Raw genomic sequence first — 16,781 nt, forward strand, 5'->3', positions numbered from 1 at the left:
TCAGATCCAACGGCGCAAGCTTCGGTCCCGGACGTACCATGACCCAACTATACGGGAATTTAAGACTCAGGATACTAGGGCCTGTCCGGCGGATCGGCCCTAGCCCGTACGGACCACCGAGGTGGCCGACCGGGCGTCCGGGGGGTGGCCTGTAGCCATGGATCGATACGGACCCCGCTCGGCCGCGCTCGCCACGGCCGCCGCTCTCCTCCTCGCGCTCGGGGCGAGCGCCGCCGAGGCCGTGGACAAGCCGACGGAGCCGGGGAAGCTCACGCTCATCAAGACGGCGGTCGGCGACGTGGTGGCGGACAAGAAGGGCAATCCCCTGTACGTCCGCGAGGCGGACAAGCCCAGCGTGTCGGGGTGCACGGGCGCGTGTGCGAAGTCCTGGCCTGCGGCGCTCGGCTCCCCGAAGAAGGCCAAGGACGTGACCGCGCGGTTGTCCAGGACCAAGAAGGACGCGCCGGGCAGCGACGAGCGGCAGGTCGTCCTCAACACCCATCCGCTGTACTACTTCAAGAACGACATGCCGAACCGTCCGAGGGGTCAGAACGTCCCGGGCTTCAGCCTGATCGCGGCCAACGGCAGGCCGCTGTCGGAGCCGAAGACGTCCCCCACCCGGTCCGCGAAGCCCAGCCGGTCCGCCTCCCCGGGGAAGTCCACCGGCGTGATCGCGAGCGCGACGGCGAGGGTGCCGGCTCCGGCGCGGATCGCTACGCCGACCGGTACGAGGCCGCCGCTCATGAAGCCGAAGGACACGACGGCGACAGCGACCGCGAAGCCCCGGCCGAAGCCCAGGGTGACGAGGACGGCGACGAGGAAACCGGCCGTCACCACCACCCCGGCTCCCCGGAGAACAACCGCCCCTGCCCCGGCCACCCGCTCCCGCACCGCGACCCCGGCACGGCCTGTCACGACCACGCCGGCCGTGGTGACGCCCGCCCCGGTGACCACCCGTACCGCCTCGCCCTCCGTCGGCGTCCTCCAGGTCACCCCGTCGGGCGGGGCACGCGGCGGCGCGGACCACCCGGTCGCCGTGGACTCCGCGGCCGCCCAGGGCCCGTCGAGAGCGGTCTCGCTGGCCCTCGCCGCCGCCACGACCCTGGTGGCGGCCGCCGCGAGCACGGCCCTGCTGATGCGCGCCCGGCGCCGGTCGAGGGACGGCCGGCACTGACCGGAAACGGGACCGGCCGCGCCGCCGCGCCGGGGCGGGCGGGGGACGTGACGGTCAAGGTGCTCTTCGGGCTGGCGGCCCTGGGCGCGGTGGTGGCCGTCCTGCTGGCGGTCCTCCCCCAGCGGTCGGCGCCCGCGCACCGTCCCTCACCGGCAACCGCGGAACCGCGCGCGGTCCACGTCGCCGACCCGCATTCCGCTCCGGTACGGCTGCGCATCCCGGCCCTGCGGGTCAGCGCGGCGGTCATGCCGCTCTCGCTCGACGAGAGCAGGACGCTGGACGCGCCGAGCTTCCGCCACGCGATGAAGGTCGGCTGGTACGCCCTGGGCCCCCGCCCCGGCGAACGCGGCCCCGCCGTGCTGGTGGGCCACCGGGACGCCCCGGCGAACCCCGGGACCGTCCCGGTCAGGAACGGCCGCGACAACATCCGTAACGCCGTCTTCGCCAAGCTGGGGCGCCTGCGCGCGGGGGACCGGGTGGAGGCGGAGCTGGGGGACGGGCGGCGGCTGCGGTTCCTGGTGACGGCGGTGGACACGTACCGGACGGAGAAGTTCCCCACCGCCCGCGTCTACGGTCCGGTGCCGGGCCCGGAGCTGCGGCTGATCACCTGCGGGGGCGTCATCGACGCGAACGGCCACTGGGACTCGAACGTGGTGGTCAGCGCGGTGGCGGAGGCGCCGGGCCGCCGAGCCGGGTAGACGCGGGACGGTACGGGGTCAGGCCGCCAGGTTGTTGTCGTCGGGCCGGGGCTCGGGCATCCCGAGCGGCCGGGTCCCGCCGACGGCGCCGGAGCCCGCGATCAGGTCGGCCTCGCGCGCGGCCCGGGCCCGTACCACCCACCCGGCGTGCCGGGAGCGGGAGACCGCCGAGACGAGCGGGGTCAACAGGGCGAGCGCGAGGGGGGTGAGGAGCAGCGCGACGGCCGTACCGAGCGCGAAGCCGCCGATGACGTCGGTCGGGTAGTGGACCCCCATGTAGACGCGGCAGAAGCCTTCGAGCAGGGCCAGCCCGAGCGCGGCGAACCCGAACCCGCGGTGGGCGACGAAGACCGCGGCGGCGATGGCCATCGCCATGGTGGCGTGGTCGCTGACGAACGAGAAGTCGGTCTTGCCGTCGACCAGGACATCCAGGCCCTTGTGGTCGAGGAACGGACGCGGCCGTTCGACGAACCCCCGGATCGGGATGTTGACGAGCACCGCGAACCCGGCGGCGAGCGGCGCCCAGACGAGCCCGGCGACCGCGGTCACCGAGTCCTCGGCGGACCCGCGCTTGCGGACGCTCCACCAGCAGGCGACAACCACCAGGACGAGGGCGAGCATGATCCCGTACTCGCCGACGAACTCCATGACGCCGTCGAACCACGACGGAGCGTCCTTGGCCAGTCCGTTGATGTCGTAGAGCAGGCTGACGTCTGGGTTCGACCCATCCAGTACGAGTCCAGCCATCTGCTGCGGCCCCTTGCCTTGTTCGCCGTGACACCTGCCGCGGCGCGCCAGACCGCGCGCCGCATTCACCAACCCCCGTGGTCAGTAAGGAACATGCTGCGTGATCAAGAGCGCAGCTGTTGCCCATGGAACGGCCTGTTCACGCAGTACGTTCCACTCTCCACCGAACGATCACCATGACGTTATCGAAGAGTGACACGTCGTCGCAGTTCAGGGGGGTGACGGGACGGATAGTTCCGGCCATTCGGCGACCGCCGAATGGCCCTGGAGGGGGTTCCGCCTGGGCGGGGAGAACGCCTGCGGGACGGGTCGTACCGTACCCCTTCGCGCTCCCTTCGCCGGCTCTCCCCGGCCCTCCCCCACTCCCCTCAGACGGAGGGGCGGTCGGGGGGCAGGTTGGTCGGCAGGGACTTCGCCCCGTCCTCGGTGACCCGGGTCGCGCCGAAGTAGTCGGGCTTGTCGATCTTGTCGAACCGGATCACGGCCCCGGTGTAGGGCGCGTTGATCATGTACCCGCCGCCCACGTACAGGCCGACGTGATGAATGGCCCGCGAGTTGTTCAGATCTTCCGAGAAGAAGACAAGATCCCCGGGGAGCAGCTCGTTGCGGGCGGGGTGCTCGCCCGCGTTGTACTGGTCGTTGGCCACACGCGGCAGCTCGATCCCGACCGTGCGGTACGCGGCCTGCGTCAGCCCGGAACAGTCGAACCGCCCTCCCTGGGCGGCCGTCCCGTTCCCGCCCCAGAGGTAGGGCGTACCGAGCTTCTGCTGGGCGAAGTAGATCGCCCCGGCGGCCTGCCGGGACGGCTCGACCCGCCCCACGGGCGCCGCGAAGCTCTTCTCCAGAGTCCGGATGATCTTGACGTAGTTCTGCGTCTCCTTGTACGGCGGCACACCCTTGTACTTGATGACGGCGTACGCGCCCGCGTTGTAGGAGGCGAGCATGTTGTTGGTCGGGTCGCCGGGCACGTCCTTGACGTAATCAGCCAATTCACAGTCGTACGAGGCGGCGGACGGAATCGCGTCCTTCGGGTCCCAGATGTCCCGATCCCCGTCCTTGTCCCCGTCGATCCCGTGCGCGGCCCAGGTGCCCGGGATGAACTGCCCGATCCCCCGGGCGTCGGCCGGACTCTGGGCGGAGGGGTTCCACCCGCTCTCCTGGTACAGCTGCGCGGCGAGGAGGGCGGGGTTGATGGCGGGGCAGAGGTTGCCCCACTGCTCCACGAGCGGCTTGTACGCGGCCGGCACGGCCCCCTTGGCGAGCCCGACGGTCCCGCCGTTCCCCCCGGTGAGCCCGGCGGCGGCGGAGTAGGTCCCGACGACCAGCAACGCGACGAAGGCCATCCCCGACCCACCGACGGCGGACGCGACGAGCCATGCCTTACGCACCGTCAAAACACCCTTCGCGTCAGGGCCGCTGTCCGGACCAGTGTAGGCGGGGAGGGGTCGGATCAGGGGGTGGACGGCGAGGAGGCCGGAAGAGGATCTCGCGATGACCAGAAGTGGTCGTGGATGTCGGGGGGCTGGGGGTAGCCACCGGTGCGGTGCGGCGTGTTCGGCCCGGGGGCCGGGGCGGGGACGGGGGATTCCGCGAAGCAGGGGGTGGTGATGGAGAGGAAGAACTGGCCTTGGCCGCCGACGGCGACGCGCATGCGGAAGTTGTCCGGGGTCGACGCGAAGATCGCGGGGAGATCGGGGTCGGTGTCCACGCTCGTGATCCGGTATCCCCGCGCCTTCCAGTTGCGCTCCACCACACCGAGCAGACTTCCCCGCCGCTCCGCGGAGACGACGGTCATGATCGCGATCCGGCGTCGCACCCTGCCCGTACCGGTCGCGTCATTCTTGAAGTCCGTACAGATGTGGTCATTCGACGGCCCGTGATTCCATCGCAGTCGCGGTACGACGCCTGACAAGGTCTGCTGCATCACCTCATCGGCCTTCTCGGCCGCTTGCCGCATGTTCACGTCGGACGATTTCCTTTCAGGCTTGCGATCCTCCGCCTGAGAACCGCATCCGGCCGTGACAACGGCCAGAAGTAAAGTCGTGAGTAGACGGACAGATTTCACCGGGGCTCCTGAACACTGATTTTGTGACCTCGGCCGGCGACTACTTTCGCAATGTTCTGGGCCGATTCCTCACCGTCGTCGAAGTAGCGCGTATGCGCGTCCACGCCCCCCATGTCCGCGATCGGCCGTGCCCCGTCCGCCACCCGGAACCTCCGCGCGCCGAAGGCCTCGTGCGCCGGGTCCGTTCCGTACCAGATCTCCCGGTCGTCCGCCTGCGCGTCCTGCGCGAAGTACGCCGCCGCGCCACCCCCGACGCCCCCGACCACCGCCCCCACCGGGCCGCCCACCGCCGCGCCCACCACGGCCCCGCTCATCGCGCCCGTCGCCATGCCGCGCGCCTCGATCTTGGCGGGCATGGCGGTCACCGGGTCGTTCTCCGCCGCACCGACGTACACGTGCTCCCTGCCCACACCCAGCTCGTCGGCGGATCTCGCTCCGGTCCCGGGGCTGCCGAGCAGCACGATGTCCTCGGCGCCCGGAACTCCTCCCGGCCGCTGCGCGGCCTGCCCCACGGTGAGCGAGCCGTACGAGTGGCCGATGGCGGTCACATGGGGATTCTCGTGTTCGTTCGTCGCCGAGACACCGGCCATGAACGAGTTGTACGCGGTGGCCCCGGCCTCCGCCCGGTCGGCGAACATGACGTCCGTGTTCCCCGTGATGTCGTCCCCGGACAACTGCGGCGCGTCATAGCCGAGCCAAACGATCGCGGCGCTCGACGGGTCGTACTCGCGGGCCGCGGACGCCGTGTCCGCCGCGCGCCGCAGATCGTTCGTCGCGAATTCCTCGTCCAACGCGGCCCCGAGTCCGGGCACATACGCCGACACGTTCCGCGATGTGTCCGGATTCCCGTACGCGACGATGGCCCGGCCATTGCCCTCGTCACCGATGCCCAGCAGATACATCGGCGGTCGATCGGGGTCGGGGAACCGCAACTGCCGGTCAATCTCCCGCAACCCCGCCAACCGCGTCCGCGACCCCTCGTCCTCCAGACCCTCCAACTTCCCCATCAACAACTGCAAGTTGTCCCGGTTCGCCGCATCCCGCACCACCGCCGGCATCCCGTCCAGATTCCCGATCACGTCCGGGTAGACCGCCAGGTACTCCTCACGCTGCTCCCGCGTCAGGCCGTACCACCACGCCTTGCGTTCCGCCGGCGACGCGTCCTCCGGAATCGCGTCCCGGAGATACCCGTCCGCCGCACCCCGCACCGCCGTCGCGTCGCCGTACGCGTCCGTCCACATCGCGGCCGAGACCTTGAGGCCCTCCTGGGCCGTCAACTTCCTCAACGTGGCCGCGTACCGCTCGTCGATGCCCCGCGCCTCACGCAGCGCCCGCCCGATGCGGTCCACGACGTCCTGGGCCTTCGCCTCGTTCGGGTTGACGCTCCCGTACGCCGACGGCACCGCGGCAAACGGCTCCGCCCCGCTCCCCGCGATCCGCCCACCCGGCAACGGACGGCCCGTCGACCAGTTCTCGCCCGCCTCGGGAAAGCTCACCCCGCCGTCCGGGTGCACCGTGAACCCCAGCGCCCGCGCGTCCTCCAGCGCCTCCCGCAACGCCCGCTGCGGGCCTCTCAGTTCGTGGGCCAGGCTGTTGAGCGTCGTACGGACAAGACCGCACTCCGTGTGGACGTACTGGAAGTTACGGCTCAGATCCCGCAGCCGTACGACCGCCGCCCGCGCCGCCTCGCCCCGCTGCGAGTCCCGGATGCCGGTGAGCAGCTGCCGGTCGATCCGGTCGCGCGCCGCGTCGGCGCGGTTGCTCGCCCGGCCCCAGCCGTCGGCGGCGTCCTCCAGCTCGGAACACCGCACCTCGCGCAACTGGGCCCAGGTCAGCCCCCCACTCACCGACCACCACCGAAGCCGAGGCCGGAAACAAGCCCTGAACCGAGGCCTGCCCCCGTCCCCACCCCCGCGAGCGCCGCCCGCACCGCCGTGTCGCTCTCGCCCAGGTCCTTCGCGACCGCCCTCAGGCTGCCCGCGAGGCTGCCGCACTCCCCCGCGGCGGTGTCGATCCGCCGCTCCCACGAGGTACGGACCGTCCGCAGCACGTCCGCGACCGCCAGGCCCTCCGTACCGCCCGCCAACCCCGCGTGCGCGGCGGCGAATTCGGGCCGGACCTGGCCCAGGTGCGTACGCAGCGCCTCGGCCGCGCCCGCCGCCCCGGTCCAGGGCCCCGCGCTGTGCCGTACATCCGCTCCGCCGCCGGCGCCCGCACCCCCACCGCTCCCCGCCGTCCCCGCCATCCCGCTCGCCCCTGTCCCGCAGTGCCGCTGCCCTCGCCCGCTCCCGGTCCGGGAGGCCGACGGATATCGAGGGATATCGACGGCACTTTCCCAAAGCGGGGCGCGGGGCAATCGCGCGTCAGGACGGCGGCAGGGGGCCCACACGTACGGCAGAGGCGCCCGCGGGCACAGGATCGGCCGGGCGAACGGACACCGTGACAGCCCGGCCAAGTTCACCCGTACGGAACAAGCAGAGCCAGGGCGACGACCCCCGACCCCCTAACCCTTCCGCCCCCCTTACCCCTTCCGCCCCACTCCCCCGAACATCGCCACCTCGTCCGGCAGCCCCTCGCCACCCGACCCCGGCCCCGGCCCCGACCCCGCACCCGTCACCGGCCGCCAGCGCGAGCACGACACCACCCCGGGCTCCAGCACCTCAAGCCCGTCGAAGTAGCGGAGCAGCTGCTCCGGGGTGCGCTGGGTCAGCCGGGGCGTGCCGTTCTCGTTCCAGAAGGCGACCGCCGCGTCCACGTCCGGCATCGCCGGGCTGGTGATCGTGTGGGACAGCACCAGATGGCTGCCGGCGGGCAGCGCGTCCATGAGGCGGCGCACCAGGCCGTACGACTCCTCGTCGTCCTCGATGAAGATCACGACGCCCAGCAGCATCAGCGCGACGGGCTCGCCGAGATCGAGCGTCCGCGACGCGCGCTCCAGGATGGTGTCGACGTCGCGGAGGTCGGCGTCGAGGTAGTCCGTCCTCCCTTCGGGCGAGCTGGTCAGCAGCGCCCGCGCGTGGGCGAGGACGAGCGGGTCGTTGTCGACGTACACGATCCGGGACTCCGGGGCCACGCGCTGGGCGACCTCGTGGGTGTTGTCGGCGCTCGGCAGGCCCGTGCCCACGTCCAGGAACTGTCTGATGCCCACGTCCCTGGTCAGATGTTCGACGACCCGGCCGAGGAACTGACGGTCGGCCAGCGCGTAGTCCCCGATGCCCGGGTGCAGCTTCCTGATCTGGTCGCCGGCCTCCCGGTCGACGAGGTAGTTGTCCTTGCCGCCGGTCCAGTAGTTCCAGATACGGGCGGTATGGGGCCGGGTCGTGTCGATCCTGGCCAGAATCCGCTGGGTGTCGGCGAGCGAGGCGGCGAAGGGGTCGGCGTCAGGAACGGGCGGGACGGCGAGGTCCGCGAGGTCGGAGGCGGAAGCGGAAGCGGCGTCGTTGCGCGATTCGTCTTGGGTCACAGACGCCTTCCTAGTCCAACCCCGTGCCGTTCCAACAGACCTGATCGCGCCCCAGCTCTCCGTATCTCTCCACCGCTCCCCCACCGCTCCCCCACGGCGCCGCACCCCCCGCAAAGGTGGACCAACGACAGTCATTGCCCGGAGTCACGCCCCGTGATACACAGAGTAACCGAATGCATACGTACACAGCCGGTCCGCACCAGGTCAGGGGGCCGGGACCGGTCATATGTGCGGGCATCGGGTAAAGAGAGCCGCCAAGCGGCATACGAGGGCGGTTCCATCAGCGAAGATAGAGCGTGACCCGTGCCATGGGGCCCGGGCGGCGAACGACCCAACAGGGGCGGTGAGTTACATGTACCTGGCGGCTGAAAAGGGCGACATCACCACCATCATCGGTGGTATCGCCCCGGACTGGGGACCCTTCGGGACACTCGGGAACGAGGCCCGGGTGATGATCGAGGTCGTGATGGCGGTGGCCATCCTGCTCTGTCTCGGCATCGCGATCTGGGGCGCGGCGAAGCAGCGCATCGGGGCGACGGCGCTCAGGGACACCTTCAGCGCGGAACAGGGCAAGGGCCTGATCGTCGCGGGGCTGACCGGCGTCTTCATCATCGGGTCGCTGGGCACGCTCTTCACGATCGTGTACGGGATGGCCGTCTGATCCCGGCCGTTCGTATACGGGACGGCCGTCCGATCCCGGCCGTTGTCACGGTCGGCGCTCCCGCCGGCCGACCCGGACGGCCGAGCGTGCTCGGTCCCACCCGTTCGGCCGCTCCGACGGACCTGTCACCCCGCCCTTCCGTCTGCCCTTTCCTCCGGTCCCTCCGGTACGCACCAGGCGTGCGCCCGGTGCGCCCCAACACCACCCGTCCGTCGCACCCACCGGCTGAGGTTGCGTCTCCCTGATGTCGAGTCACCACACCGCGCCCGCGCGGGAACCAGCACGGCTACCGTCGTACTACGCGGACCACGCGGACCCGCGCACGGCTGAGGGGGCTTTCGCGGCATGAGCTTCGGTGACGAGCACGGCTACGGCGACCCGGCACGTCCCGCCCGTACGGACGACAGCTTCGGCGGTACGGGCCAGACGCGCACGCGGCTGCCCGACGCCAGAGGCGGCGACGGCTACGGCGGCGGCAGGCGCCCCGCACGCAGTTCACGCTCCCTCATCACGGTCGTGGGCGTCGTGGTCCTCCTGGTCGCGGCCATCGCCTTCGCGAACCGCGGCGGCGGCGACGACCCGGCACCGGGCGCGGGCGCACCCGAGGGCGCGGGAAACCCGACGGCGGCGTCGGGCGTGAAGCCGGTGACGGGCAAGAACGGCACGATCCCGTCGGGCTTCGCGAGGGACGAGCAGGGGGCGGCGAGTGCGGCGGCGAATTACGCGGTGGCGCTGGGGTCGGACGGGATGTTCAACCGGGTGAGCCGGTACGCCATCCTGGACGCCATCTACGTGCCCGAATCGGCCACCAAACTCAAGACCGTGCTGGACCCCGCCTACGCACCCGCGGAGTTGCAAAAGCTCGGTCTGGACGCCGAAGGGAACCCTCCCGCCGAGAACATCTTCGTCTCCCGGGCGATCCCGGTGGGCACGAAAGTCGAGACCATCAGCGGCGACACCGCCCGGGTCTCCGTCTGGTACACGGGCCTGATCGGAATGGCCGGACCCGGCTCCACCGACCCGGTGAAGACGACCTGGCAGACCGGAACCTTCGATCTCCGCTGGCAAGGCGACGACTGGAAGATCGCGACCGATACGCAGCAGACCGGACCGGCTCCCGTCCCCGGCGATGTCGCGACCTCCACCGCGGACGAGATCAGCAAGGCTGTCGAGCAGTACGGAGGCTTCACGTATGCCAGGTAGCTCCCGACCCCACTCCCGCCCGCTCGTCCGAGCCCGATGGATCGGCGCCGCGCTGGCGGGCGTCCCGGCCACGCTGTTCCTCTTCGCCGCCCGGGCCGCCGCGGCGCCCACTCCCACTCCCACGCCCACGCCCTCCCCGACCGGCGACAAGGTCGACTGCAGCCTGCTGAAGGGCCTGTCCAAGAGCTACTGCGAGTCCGGCGACTCCGCCCGTTCCGGAGGGCTGCCCGACAACCCCGCAGACGCCCTCGACCCCCTCTCCTCCCTAGCCCGAGGCTGCGCCGAATCCGCCTCCTGGGTCGTCGAGAAGCTCTCCGGAGCCGTCGAGGAGACCGCCAACGTCGACTTCACCAACCAGGCCTTCCTCGCCCGGTACGCCATCGTCTTCGCCGCCGCCAGCGTCCTGACCCTCGTCCTGTGGCTCTTCGCCGTCGCCAAGCGCGCCATCCGGGGCGTGCCGTTCACCACCGCCATCTCCGAAGCCGTCGGCTTCCTCTGGCTCGCCGTCCTCGCCTCCGCCTTCACGCCCCTGATCCTCTACACCGTCGTCTCCGCCACCGACGGCGTCACCGAGGTCATCGCCGCCGGCACCGGCAAGCAGACCGACGTATTCTTCGGGTCGTTCTCCGAGGCCCTCACCAAGGGCACCGACATCGGCGGCGGCCCCATCATGCTCATCGTCGTCTCCCTCGTGACGATCCTCGCCGCCGGCGTCCTCTTCATGGAGCTGTTCATCCGCGCCGTCCTGCTCTACGTCGGCGCCCTCCTCGGCGTCATCGTCTACGCCGGACTCGTCGACAAGAACATGTGGGGCCACGTCCGCCGCTGGGCCGGCATCATGATCGCCGTCATCCTCGTCAAACCCGTCATCGTGATCGTCCTCAGCCTCGCCGGCGCCCTCTCCTCCGAGAGCGGCCCCGACTCCTTCTCCGCCGTCGTCACCGGCCTGGCGATCATCCTGCTCGCGATCTTCGCGTCCGCCATGATCTACCGCTTCGTCCCCGGCTTCGGCGACGAGATCGCCGCCTCCCGCGACAACCGCAAGCAGGCCACCGACGGCTCCCGCGCCGCCGCCGCCATCAGCTCCCCCGCCGCCCTCGTCTCCCAGGGCATCAAGACCCACAGCAGCCGCAGCAACGGCGGAGGATCGGGCGGCGGCGGAGGCGGAGGCGGCGCCAGGTCGCAGAACTCCATCTCCGGCGGCGTCGCCGCGCACAGCACCCGCCCGTCGTCCGGAGGCGGCGGCGGAAGCGGGGGCGGCGGCGGACATGTCCCCTCCGCCGCACCCCCGCCCCGTACCGGCGGCCCCACCACCGGCACCCCGCACAGCTCACGCAACACCGGTAACAACAGCACTGGAGGGGGAGGGCGTTGACGACCCAGGCCCACCCGATCGCACCACGCCGCACGTATCTCATCGGCCGCGCCCGGCCGAACGCGATCGTCGGCAAGAACCGCGAGACCGGCGAGATCGCGCTCATCATCGGCGGCGCGTTCCTCGGCATGATGTGCGGCCTGCTCGTCCCGGTCCTGTCCCTGCGGATCGTGACACTGATGGGCTTCCCGCTCATCGCCCTGGCCGCCGTGTACGTGCCGTACAAACACCGCACGTTCTACAAGTGGTTCGAGATCAACCGCAGCTTCAAACGGACCCTCCGCAACGGCACCACCTACCGCTCCGGCGCCATGGAGTCCGGTACGAGCCTCGACGGCCGCGAGGTCGAGATCGGCCCGCCCCCCGGCATCGGCCGCATCAACTGGCTCGCCGCGCCCTTCGGCCCCGACGAGATCGCCGTCCTGCTGCACGCCGACCGCCGTACGGTCACCGCCGCCATCGAGATCGAGGGCCCCGGCGTCGGCCTGCGCGACAGCGAGGACCAGGAAGCCCTCGTCGACCGCTTCGGCACGCTCCTCAAGCACGTCGCCAACGGGGACGGCTTCGTCACCCGCATCCAGATGCTCGCCCGTACGCTCCCCGCCGACCCCGACGCCCACGCCAAGGACGTCGCCCAGCGCGGCGACAACGCGTCCCCCGGCTGGCTCCAGGAGTCGTACGACCAGCTCCAGTCGATGGTCTCCACCTCCAGCGAGCAGCACCGCGCCTACCTCGTCGCCTGCATGCACTTCACCCGCGAACTGGCCGCCGAGGCCCAGGCCATGGCCCGCGCCGCCCGCCACGCCTCCGGGGGGCGGAAGCTCGACAAGGACGCCGGCCTCGCCGTGGTCATGGCCCGCGAGCTCACCGACATCTGCGCCCGGCTCGCCGAGGCCGACATCCGGGTACGGCAGCCGCTCGGCCAGGGCCGCCTCGCCTCCCTCGTGCACTCGATGTACGACCCCGACCACCCCATCGACCACATCCAGGCCATGACCAAACGGAACGCCTGGCCGGCCGAGCTGGACGCGATGGAGCCGACGTACCTCCAGGCCAAGACCCGCGAGTCCTCGACCCGCGCCCCCTGGTGCCACTCCACCGCCTGGGTGAAGGAGTGGCCGATGACGCCGGTCGGCGTGAACTTCCTCGCCCCGCTCCTCGTCCACACCCCGGACGTCATCCGCACGGTCTCGGTGACCATGGACCTGGAGCCCACCGAGGTCGCCATCGAGCGGATGCTGACGGAGAAGACCAACGACGACGCGGAGGCGAGCCGCGCCGCCAAGATGAACCGGACCGTCGACCCGCGCGACATCGCCGCGCACGGCAGGCTCGACCAGCGGGGTGAAGATCTCGCCAGCGGTGCGGCGGGGGTGAACCTCGTCGGGTACATCACAGTGTCGTCCAGGTCGCCCGAGGCCCTGGCCAGGGACAAGCGGACCATCAGGGCCTCGGCCGGCAAGTCGTACCTCAAGCTGGAGTGGTGCGACCGTGAGCACCACCGTGCCTTCGTGAACACCTTGCCGTTCGCGACCGGCATCCGCCGCTGACCGCCGCCGACCCGAAGCCGCAAGCCGTAAGCCGTAAGCCTGTAGACGCCGAACAGAACCCGTAGACGCCGAACAGAAAGGGGCCTGTGGTGCGAGATCCGCTGTCCATCCTCACGGAAGCCTTCACCAGTTTCCTCTTCGGGGCGGTGGAGACGACCCGGTTGCCGGTCCGTACCTCGACGGGCCAGGCCCAGGCCGTCTATCTGCCCACCGCCGCCCCCGGCCTCGGCGACTCCGGCGTGATCATCGGCCGCGAGGTCTACAGCGGCAAGGGCTACATCTACGACCCCTTCCAGCTGTACGGGCAGCAGCTCCCCGCCCCCCACTGGCTGGTGCTCGGCGAGTCCGGCAACGGCAAGTCCGCGCTGGAGAAGACGTACGTCCTGCGCCAGCTGCGGTTCCGCGACCGCCAGGTCGTCGTCCTGGACGCCCAGGGCGAGGACGGCGCCGGCGAGTGGAACCTCATCGCCCAGGAGCTGGGTATAACCCCCATCCGTCTTGACGCGATGGCGGCCCTGGACGACGGGATCCGCCTCAACCCGCTCGACCCGGCGATCACCACGACCGGGCAGCTCGCCCTGCTCCGTACGATCATCGAAGTCGCCATGGGACACGGCCTGGACGAACGTTCCGGCTTCGCCCTCAAGGTCGCGCACGCCTACGTCAACGAGACGATCATCGAGCGCCAGCCCGTGCTGATGGACATCGTCGAACAGCTGCGCCACCCCGAGCCGGAGTCGGCCGAGGCGATGAACGTCGACATAGACGACGTACGGGCCTGGGGCCTGGACGTCGCCCTGGTCCTGGACCGGCTGGTCGACGGTGACCTGCGGGGCATGTTCGACGGGCCGACCTCCATCGGCATCGACCTCGACGCGCCCCTGATCGTCTTCGACCTCTCGCACATCGACCGCAACTCGATCGCGATGCCGATCCTGATGGCGATCGTCGGCGTCTGGCTGGAGCACACCTGGATCCGCCCCGACCGCAGGAAGCGCATCTTCCTGGTCGAGGAGGCCTGGCACATCATCAACTCGCCCTTCGTGGCCCAGCTGTTCCAGCGTCTGCTCAAGTTCGGCCGCCGGCTCGGCCTGTCGTTCGTCGCGGTGGTCCACCACCTCTCCGACGTCGTGGACGGCGCGGCGGCACGCGAGGCCGCCGCCATCCTCAAGATGGCCTCGACCCGCACGATCTACGCCCAGAAGGCCGACGAGGCTAGAGCTACGGGCCTGGTCCTCGGACTGCCCCGGTGGGCGGTGGAGATCATCCCGACGCTCACCCCCGGTATCGCGGTCTGGGACGTGAACGGCAACGTCCAAGTCGTCAAGCACCTGGTGACGGAGGCCGAACGGCCCCTCGTCTTCACCGACCGCGCGATGACGGAGAACTCCCAGGCCTCGGACGCCGCCGACGCCCTGGAGGCCGCCGGGCTGCCCGAGGACGTACGGGCCGCGGACTGGGAGGCGGAGCAGCGTGCGGCGCTCCTGGAGCGACAACGGCGGTTGAACGAGTCCTCCGAGTCGACGGTGGCGTGACATGGAGCGCCACCAGGGCCGGGACGGGCAGCAGGGCCGCCAAGGAGGCGTCCCCGACGGGCTGTTGGTGGGCCTGCTGGCCTTCCTGCTCGGGTTCTCGCTGCTGACCTGGTCGGCGACGGGGTTCGCCGGGGTGTTCGCCCACCGCGGCTGGCCCGACCACGTCACCTTCGCCCGTACGCCCCTGGCGCTGCGGCAGTTGGCGACGGCGCCGCACGACCTGCCGGCGGCCTGGCCCGACACTCCGCCGGGCCAGCTCTCCGGATACGGCCTGTTCTGGGGGCTGTTGATCAGCCAGCTGATGGTCCTCACCGTCCTGACGGTGTTCGCGCTGGGTGTCGTGACCCGCTGGCGGGCCGTACGGTCCCGGCGCCGCGAACAGCTGCGGTACGAGCGCGAGACGGCGGCGGCACCGGAGCGCGAACACCCCTCGCTGCCGCACCAGCCACTCCCCAGGGACGAGGTGTCGTACGGGCCGGGCAAGGGCTCGGGAGCGCCCGTAGCCGCGATGTACGGCCCCGCGGCGGGGCAGTACCCGTACCCGCCCACGCCCGGCGCCGAGGACACCCGCCCTCTCGCCGCGCCGAAGCCGGCTCCGGCTCCGGCATCAGGACCCGTACCGGTAGCCGCGTCCGTGCCCCTTCCCGCACCCCTCCCCGTGCCCGGCACAACCCCACAGGTCGTGTACGGCACCGCCCGCACCCGCCGCCCCACCGCCGTCCAGGCCGTCCTGGACGCCGAAGGCCCGGCGCTGGTCGTCACCTCCGACCCCGGTGTCTGGGCCGAGACCAAGGACGCGCGGGCCAAGCTGGGCCCCGTCCTCGTCTACGACCCCGGCCACCTCTGCGACACCCCGGCCCGCCTCCACTGGTCGCCGGCCGCCGGATGCGAGAACCCCGACACCGCCGCCGCCCGCGCGGCCGCCCTGCTGGCCCCCGTACGCCCGCGCGCCCTCCTCGACACCGCCATGGCCGACACCGCGGAGACCCTCCTGCGCTGCTGGCTGCACGCCGCGGCCGTGGACGCGCGGCCCTTCAAGCAGGTGCACCGCTGGGCGCAGGGCGCGGGCGCCCACGAGGCCGTACGGATCCTCCGTACGCACCCCAAAGCCGCCTCCGGCCTCGCGGGGCTCCTGGAGTCGGCCCTCACCTCGCACCCCGAACGCCGCGAGGTGGCGCAACAGTTGACGGCCCGTACGCTGGCGGCCCTCTCCTCGATCCACATCCGTGAGGCCTGCACACCCAACCGAACGGATTCACTCACGTTGGATTCTTTCGCCGACGAGGGGGGCACGCTCTACGTGGTGGGTGAGCCCATCGAGGATCCCCGCTCCCACCCGGGCGCGATGCCTCTGCTCACCGCACTCACCACACACGTGGTCGAGCACGGCCGCCGCATGGCCGCACGGTCATCTGACGGTCGGCTCGACCCACCAATGTCCCTCGTCCTGGACGACGTCGCGGCGGTCGCGCACCTGCCCCTGCTGCCCGAGCTGCTGGCCACGGGCCAGGACCGCGGCCTGCCGACGCTCGCTCTGCTCCGCTCCAGGGAGCAGGCGCGGGACCGCTGGCCGCACCACGAGCTGCCGGGCTGAGCGGCCGTACCCCCCTGACTGACCGTACGGCGACGGCGTCAGCCGGCGGCGCGTCGGACGACCGCCATCTCCAGCTCCTTCGCGGACGGATCGGGCGCGAACGGCACCAGCACGCCGGTCGGTTCGAAGCCCAGCCTCCGGTACACCGCGCGCGCCCGGCTGTTGCTCTCGTGGACGTGCAACCGCACCCGCTCCAGCCGCGGTTCCTCCAGCGACCACGCCCAGTCGAGCGCCGCGTTCACCAGCCCGTCGATGAGTCCGCCGCCGCGCTGCCCGGGACGCACGAAGACCCCGATGAGGTGCCCCTGGGGCCGCTCGATGGTGGTGCCGAAGAAGTCGGTCATGCCGGCCGGCTCGATCAGCAGCCCGACACTCCCCGACCAGGAGCCGTCGGGTGCCTCGGCGACAAACTGCTGGACCCCGCTCCCCGCGACCACTCCCGCCGCACGCTCCTCCCAGAAGGAGTCGGGTCGCTGGGAGGCCTGCTCGTACGTGTCCAGGAAGGCGATCGACGCCACCGGATCCTGGAGCGCGACCAAGCGCAGTTCCTTGACCTGGGCCCATTCGTCGGCCCGTACCGCTCGTATCACGTGGTTCATCCGTCGGTTCTTTCCTTTTGGCCCTGAACGCAAAAATGCCCTGTACCAGAAGGTACAGGGCATTCCCACGATCAAAGATTGTTCGGCGGCGTCCTACTCTCCCACAGGGTCCCCCCT

Annotated in this window: 15 protein-coding genes; 8 read left to right on the plus strand and 7 right to left on the minus strand. The window is 71.1% G+C overall.

Annotated features, from left to right (window positions below; genetic code table 11):
* The first annotated feature begins 157 nt into the window (after window positions 1-157).
* Together ACIO1C_RS35725 and ACIO1C_RS35730 are read left to right on the plus strand one after the other, a co-directional pair.
* Window positions 158-1,174 (plus strand): hypothetical protein, encoded by a 1,017-nt coding sequence (locus tag ACIO1C_RS35725; protein ID WP_401871952.1) that lies wholly within the window; start codon window positions 158-160, stop codon window positions 1,172-1,174.
* Between the two features lie 47 nt (window positions 1,175-1,221).
* Entirely contained in the window at window positions 1,222-1,872 is a 651-nt protein-coding gene (locus ACIO1C_RS35730) for a sortase domain-bontaining protein (RefSeq protein WP_401871954.1), read from the plus strand.
* An 18-nt stretch (window positions 1,873-1,890) separates the two neighbouring features.
* Here the strand turns inward: ACIO1C_RS35730 and ACIO1C_RS35735 are convergent, their stop codons facing one another.
* From ACIO1C_RS35735 to ACIO1C_RS35760, 6 genes are all read right to left on the minus strand, one after another.
* Window positions 1,891-2,619: a phosphatase PAP2 family protein gene (locus ACIO1C_RS35735; protein ID WP_401871957.1), complete on the minus strand. Its 729-nt coding sequence runs from the start codon at window positions 2,617-2,619 to the stop codon at window positions 1,891-1,893.
* Between the two features lie 368 nt (window positions 2,620-2,987).
* Complete coding sequence (locus ACIO1C_RS35740; protein WP_401871982.1) at window positions 2,988-3,962, minus strand: NlpC/P60 family protein; 975 nt, start codon at window positions 3,960-3,962, stop codon at window positions 2,988-2,990.
* Window positions 3,963-4,069: 107 nt separating this feature from the next.
* Entirely contained in the window at window positions 4,070-4,582 is a 513-nt protein-coding gene (locus ACIO1C_RS35745; RefSeq protein WP_401871960.1) for a hypothetical protein, read from the minus strand.
* A 98-nt stretch (window positions 4,583-4,680) separates the two neighbouring features.
* A complete protein-coding gene (locus ACIO1C_RS35750; protein WP_401871962.1) occupies window positions 4,681-6,531 on the minus strand; it encodes an alpha/beta hydrolase in 1,851 nt (616 codons plus the stop codon).
* The gene (locus ACIO1C_RS35755) at window positions 6,528-6,929 is read right to left on the minus strand and encodes a hypothetical protein (RefSeq protein ID WP_401871965.1); all 402 of its coding nucleotides are present in this window, start codon (window positions 6,927-6,929) and stop codon (window positions 6,528-6,530) included. Before ACIO1C_RS35755 ends, ACIO1C_RS35750 begins: the two co-directional genes overlap by 4 nt.
* A gap of 276 nt (window positions 6,930-7,205) precedes the next feature.
* A complete protein-coding gene (locus ACIO1C_RS35760) occupies window positions 7,206-8,024 on the minus strand; it encodes an SAM-dependent methyltransferase (RefSeq protein WP_401871985.1) in 819 nt (272 codons plus the stop codon).
* 475 nt (window positions 8,025-8,499) lie between these two features.
* On the opposite strand from ACIO1C_RS35760, the gene ACIO1C_RS35765 reads away from it, so the two are divergent.
* From ACIO1C_RS35765 to ACIO1C_RS35790, 6 genes are all read left to right on the plus strand, one after another.
* Window positions 8,500-8,808: a hypothetical protein gene (locus ACIO1C_RS35765; protein ID WP_161312217.1), complete on the plus strand. Its 309-nt coding sequence runs from the start codon at window positions 8,500-8,502 to the stop codon at window positions 8,806-8,808.
* 345 nt (window positions 8,809-9,153) lie between these two features.
* The gene (locus ACIO1C_RS35770; protein ID WP_401871967.1) at window positions 9,154-10,011 is read left to right on the plus strand and encodes a hypothetical protein; all 858 of its coding nucleotides are present in this window, start codon (window positions 9,154-9,156) and stop codon (window positions 10,009-10,011) included.
* Window positions 10,001-11,386: a hypothetical protein gene (locus tag ACIO1C_RS35775; RefSeq protein WP_401871969.1), complete on the plus strand. Its 1,386-nt coding sequence runs from the start codon at window positions 10,001-10,003 to the stop codon at window positions 11,384-11,386. The genes ACIO1C_RS35770 and ACIO1C_RS35775 overlap by 11 nt, the downstream gene beginning before the upstream one ends.
* On the plus strand, window positions 11,383-12,936 hold the full coding sequence (locus ACIO1C_RS35780; protein ID WP_401871972.1) for an SCO6880 family protein: 1,554 nt from the start codon (window positions 11,383-11,385) through the stop codon (window positions 12,934-12,936). The genes ACIO1C_RS35775 and ACIO1C_RS35780 overlap by 4 nt, the downstream gene beginning before the upstream one ends.
* Before the next feature lie 89 nt (window positions 12,937-13,025).
* Window positions 13,026-14,471, plus strand: a complete 1,446-nt coding sequence (locus ACIO1C_RS35785; protein ID WP_401871975.1) for an ATP-binding protein — start codon at window positions 13,026-13,028, stop codon at window positions 14,469-14,471.
* 1 nt (window position 14,472) lies between these two features.
* Window positions 14,473-16,065 (plus strand): type VI secretion protein, encoded by a 1,593-nt coding sequence (locus tag ACIO1C_RS35790; protein WP_401871977.1) that lies wholly within the window; start codon window positions 14,473-14,475, stop codon window positions 16,063-16,065.
* 38 nt (window positions 16,066-16,103) lie between these two features.
* Here the strand turns inward: ACIO1C_RS35790 and ACIO1C_RS35795 are convergent, their stop codons facing one another.
* Window positions 16,104-16,664: a GNAT family N-acetyltransferase gene (locus ACIO1C_RS35795; protein WP_401871980.1), complete on the minus strand. Its 561-nt coding sequence runs from the start codon at window positions 16,662-16,664 to the stop codon at window positions 16,104-16,106.
* Window positions 16,665-16,781: the final 117 nt, after the last annotated feature.

Origin of the sequence: Streptomyces sp. NPDC087420, assembly GCF_044744165.1 — a bacterium.
Classification (GTDB): Bacteria; Actinomycetota; Actinomycetes; order Streptomycetales; family Streptomycetaceae; genus Streptomyces.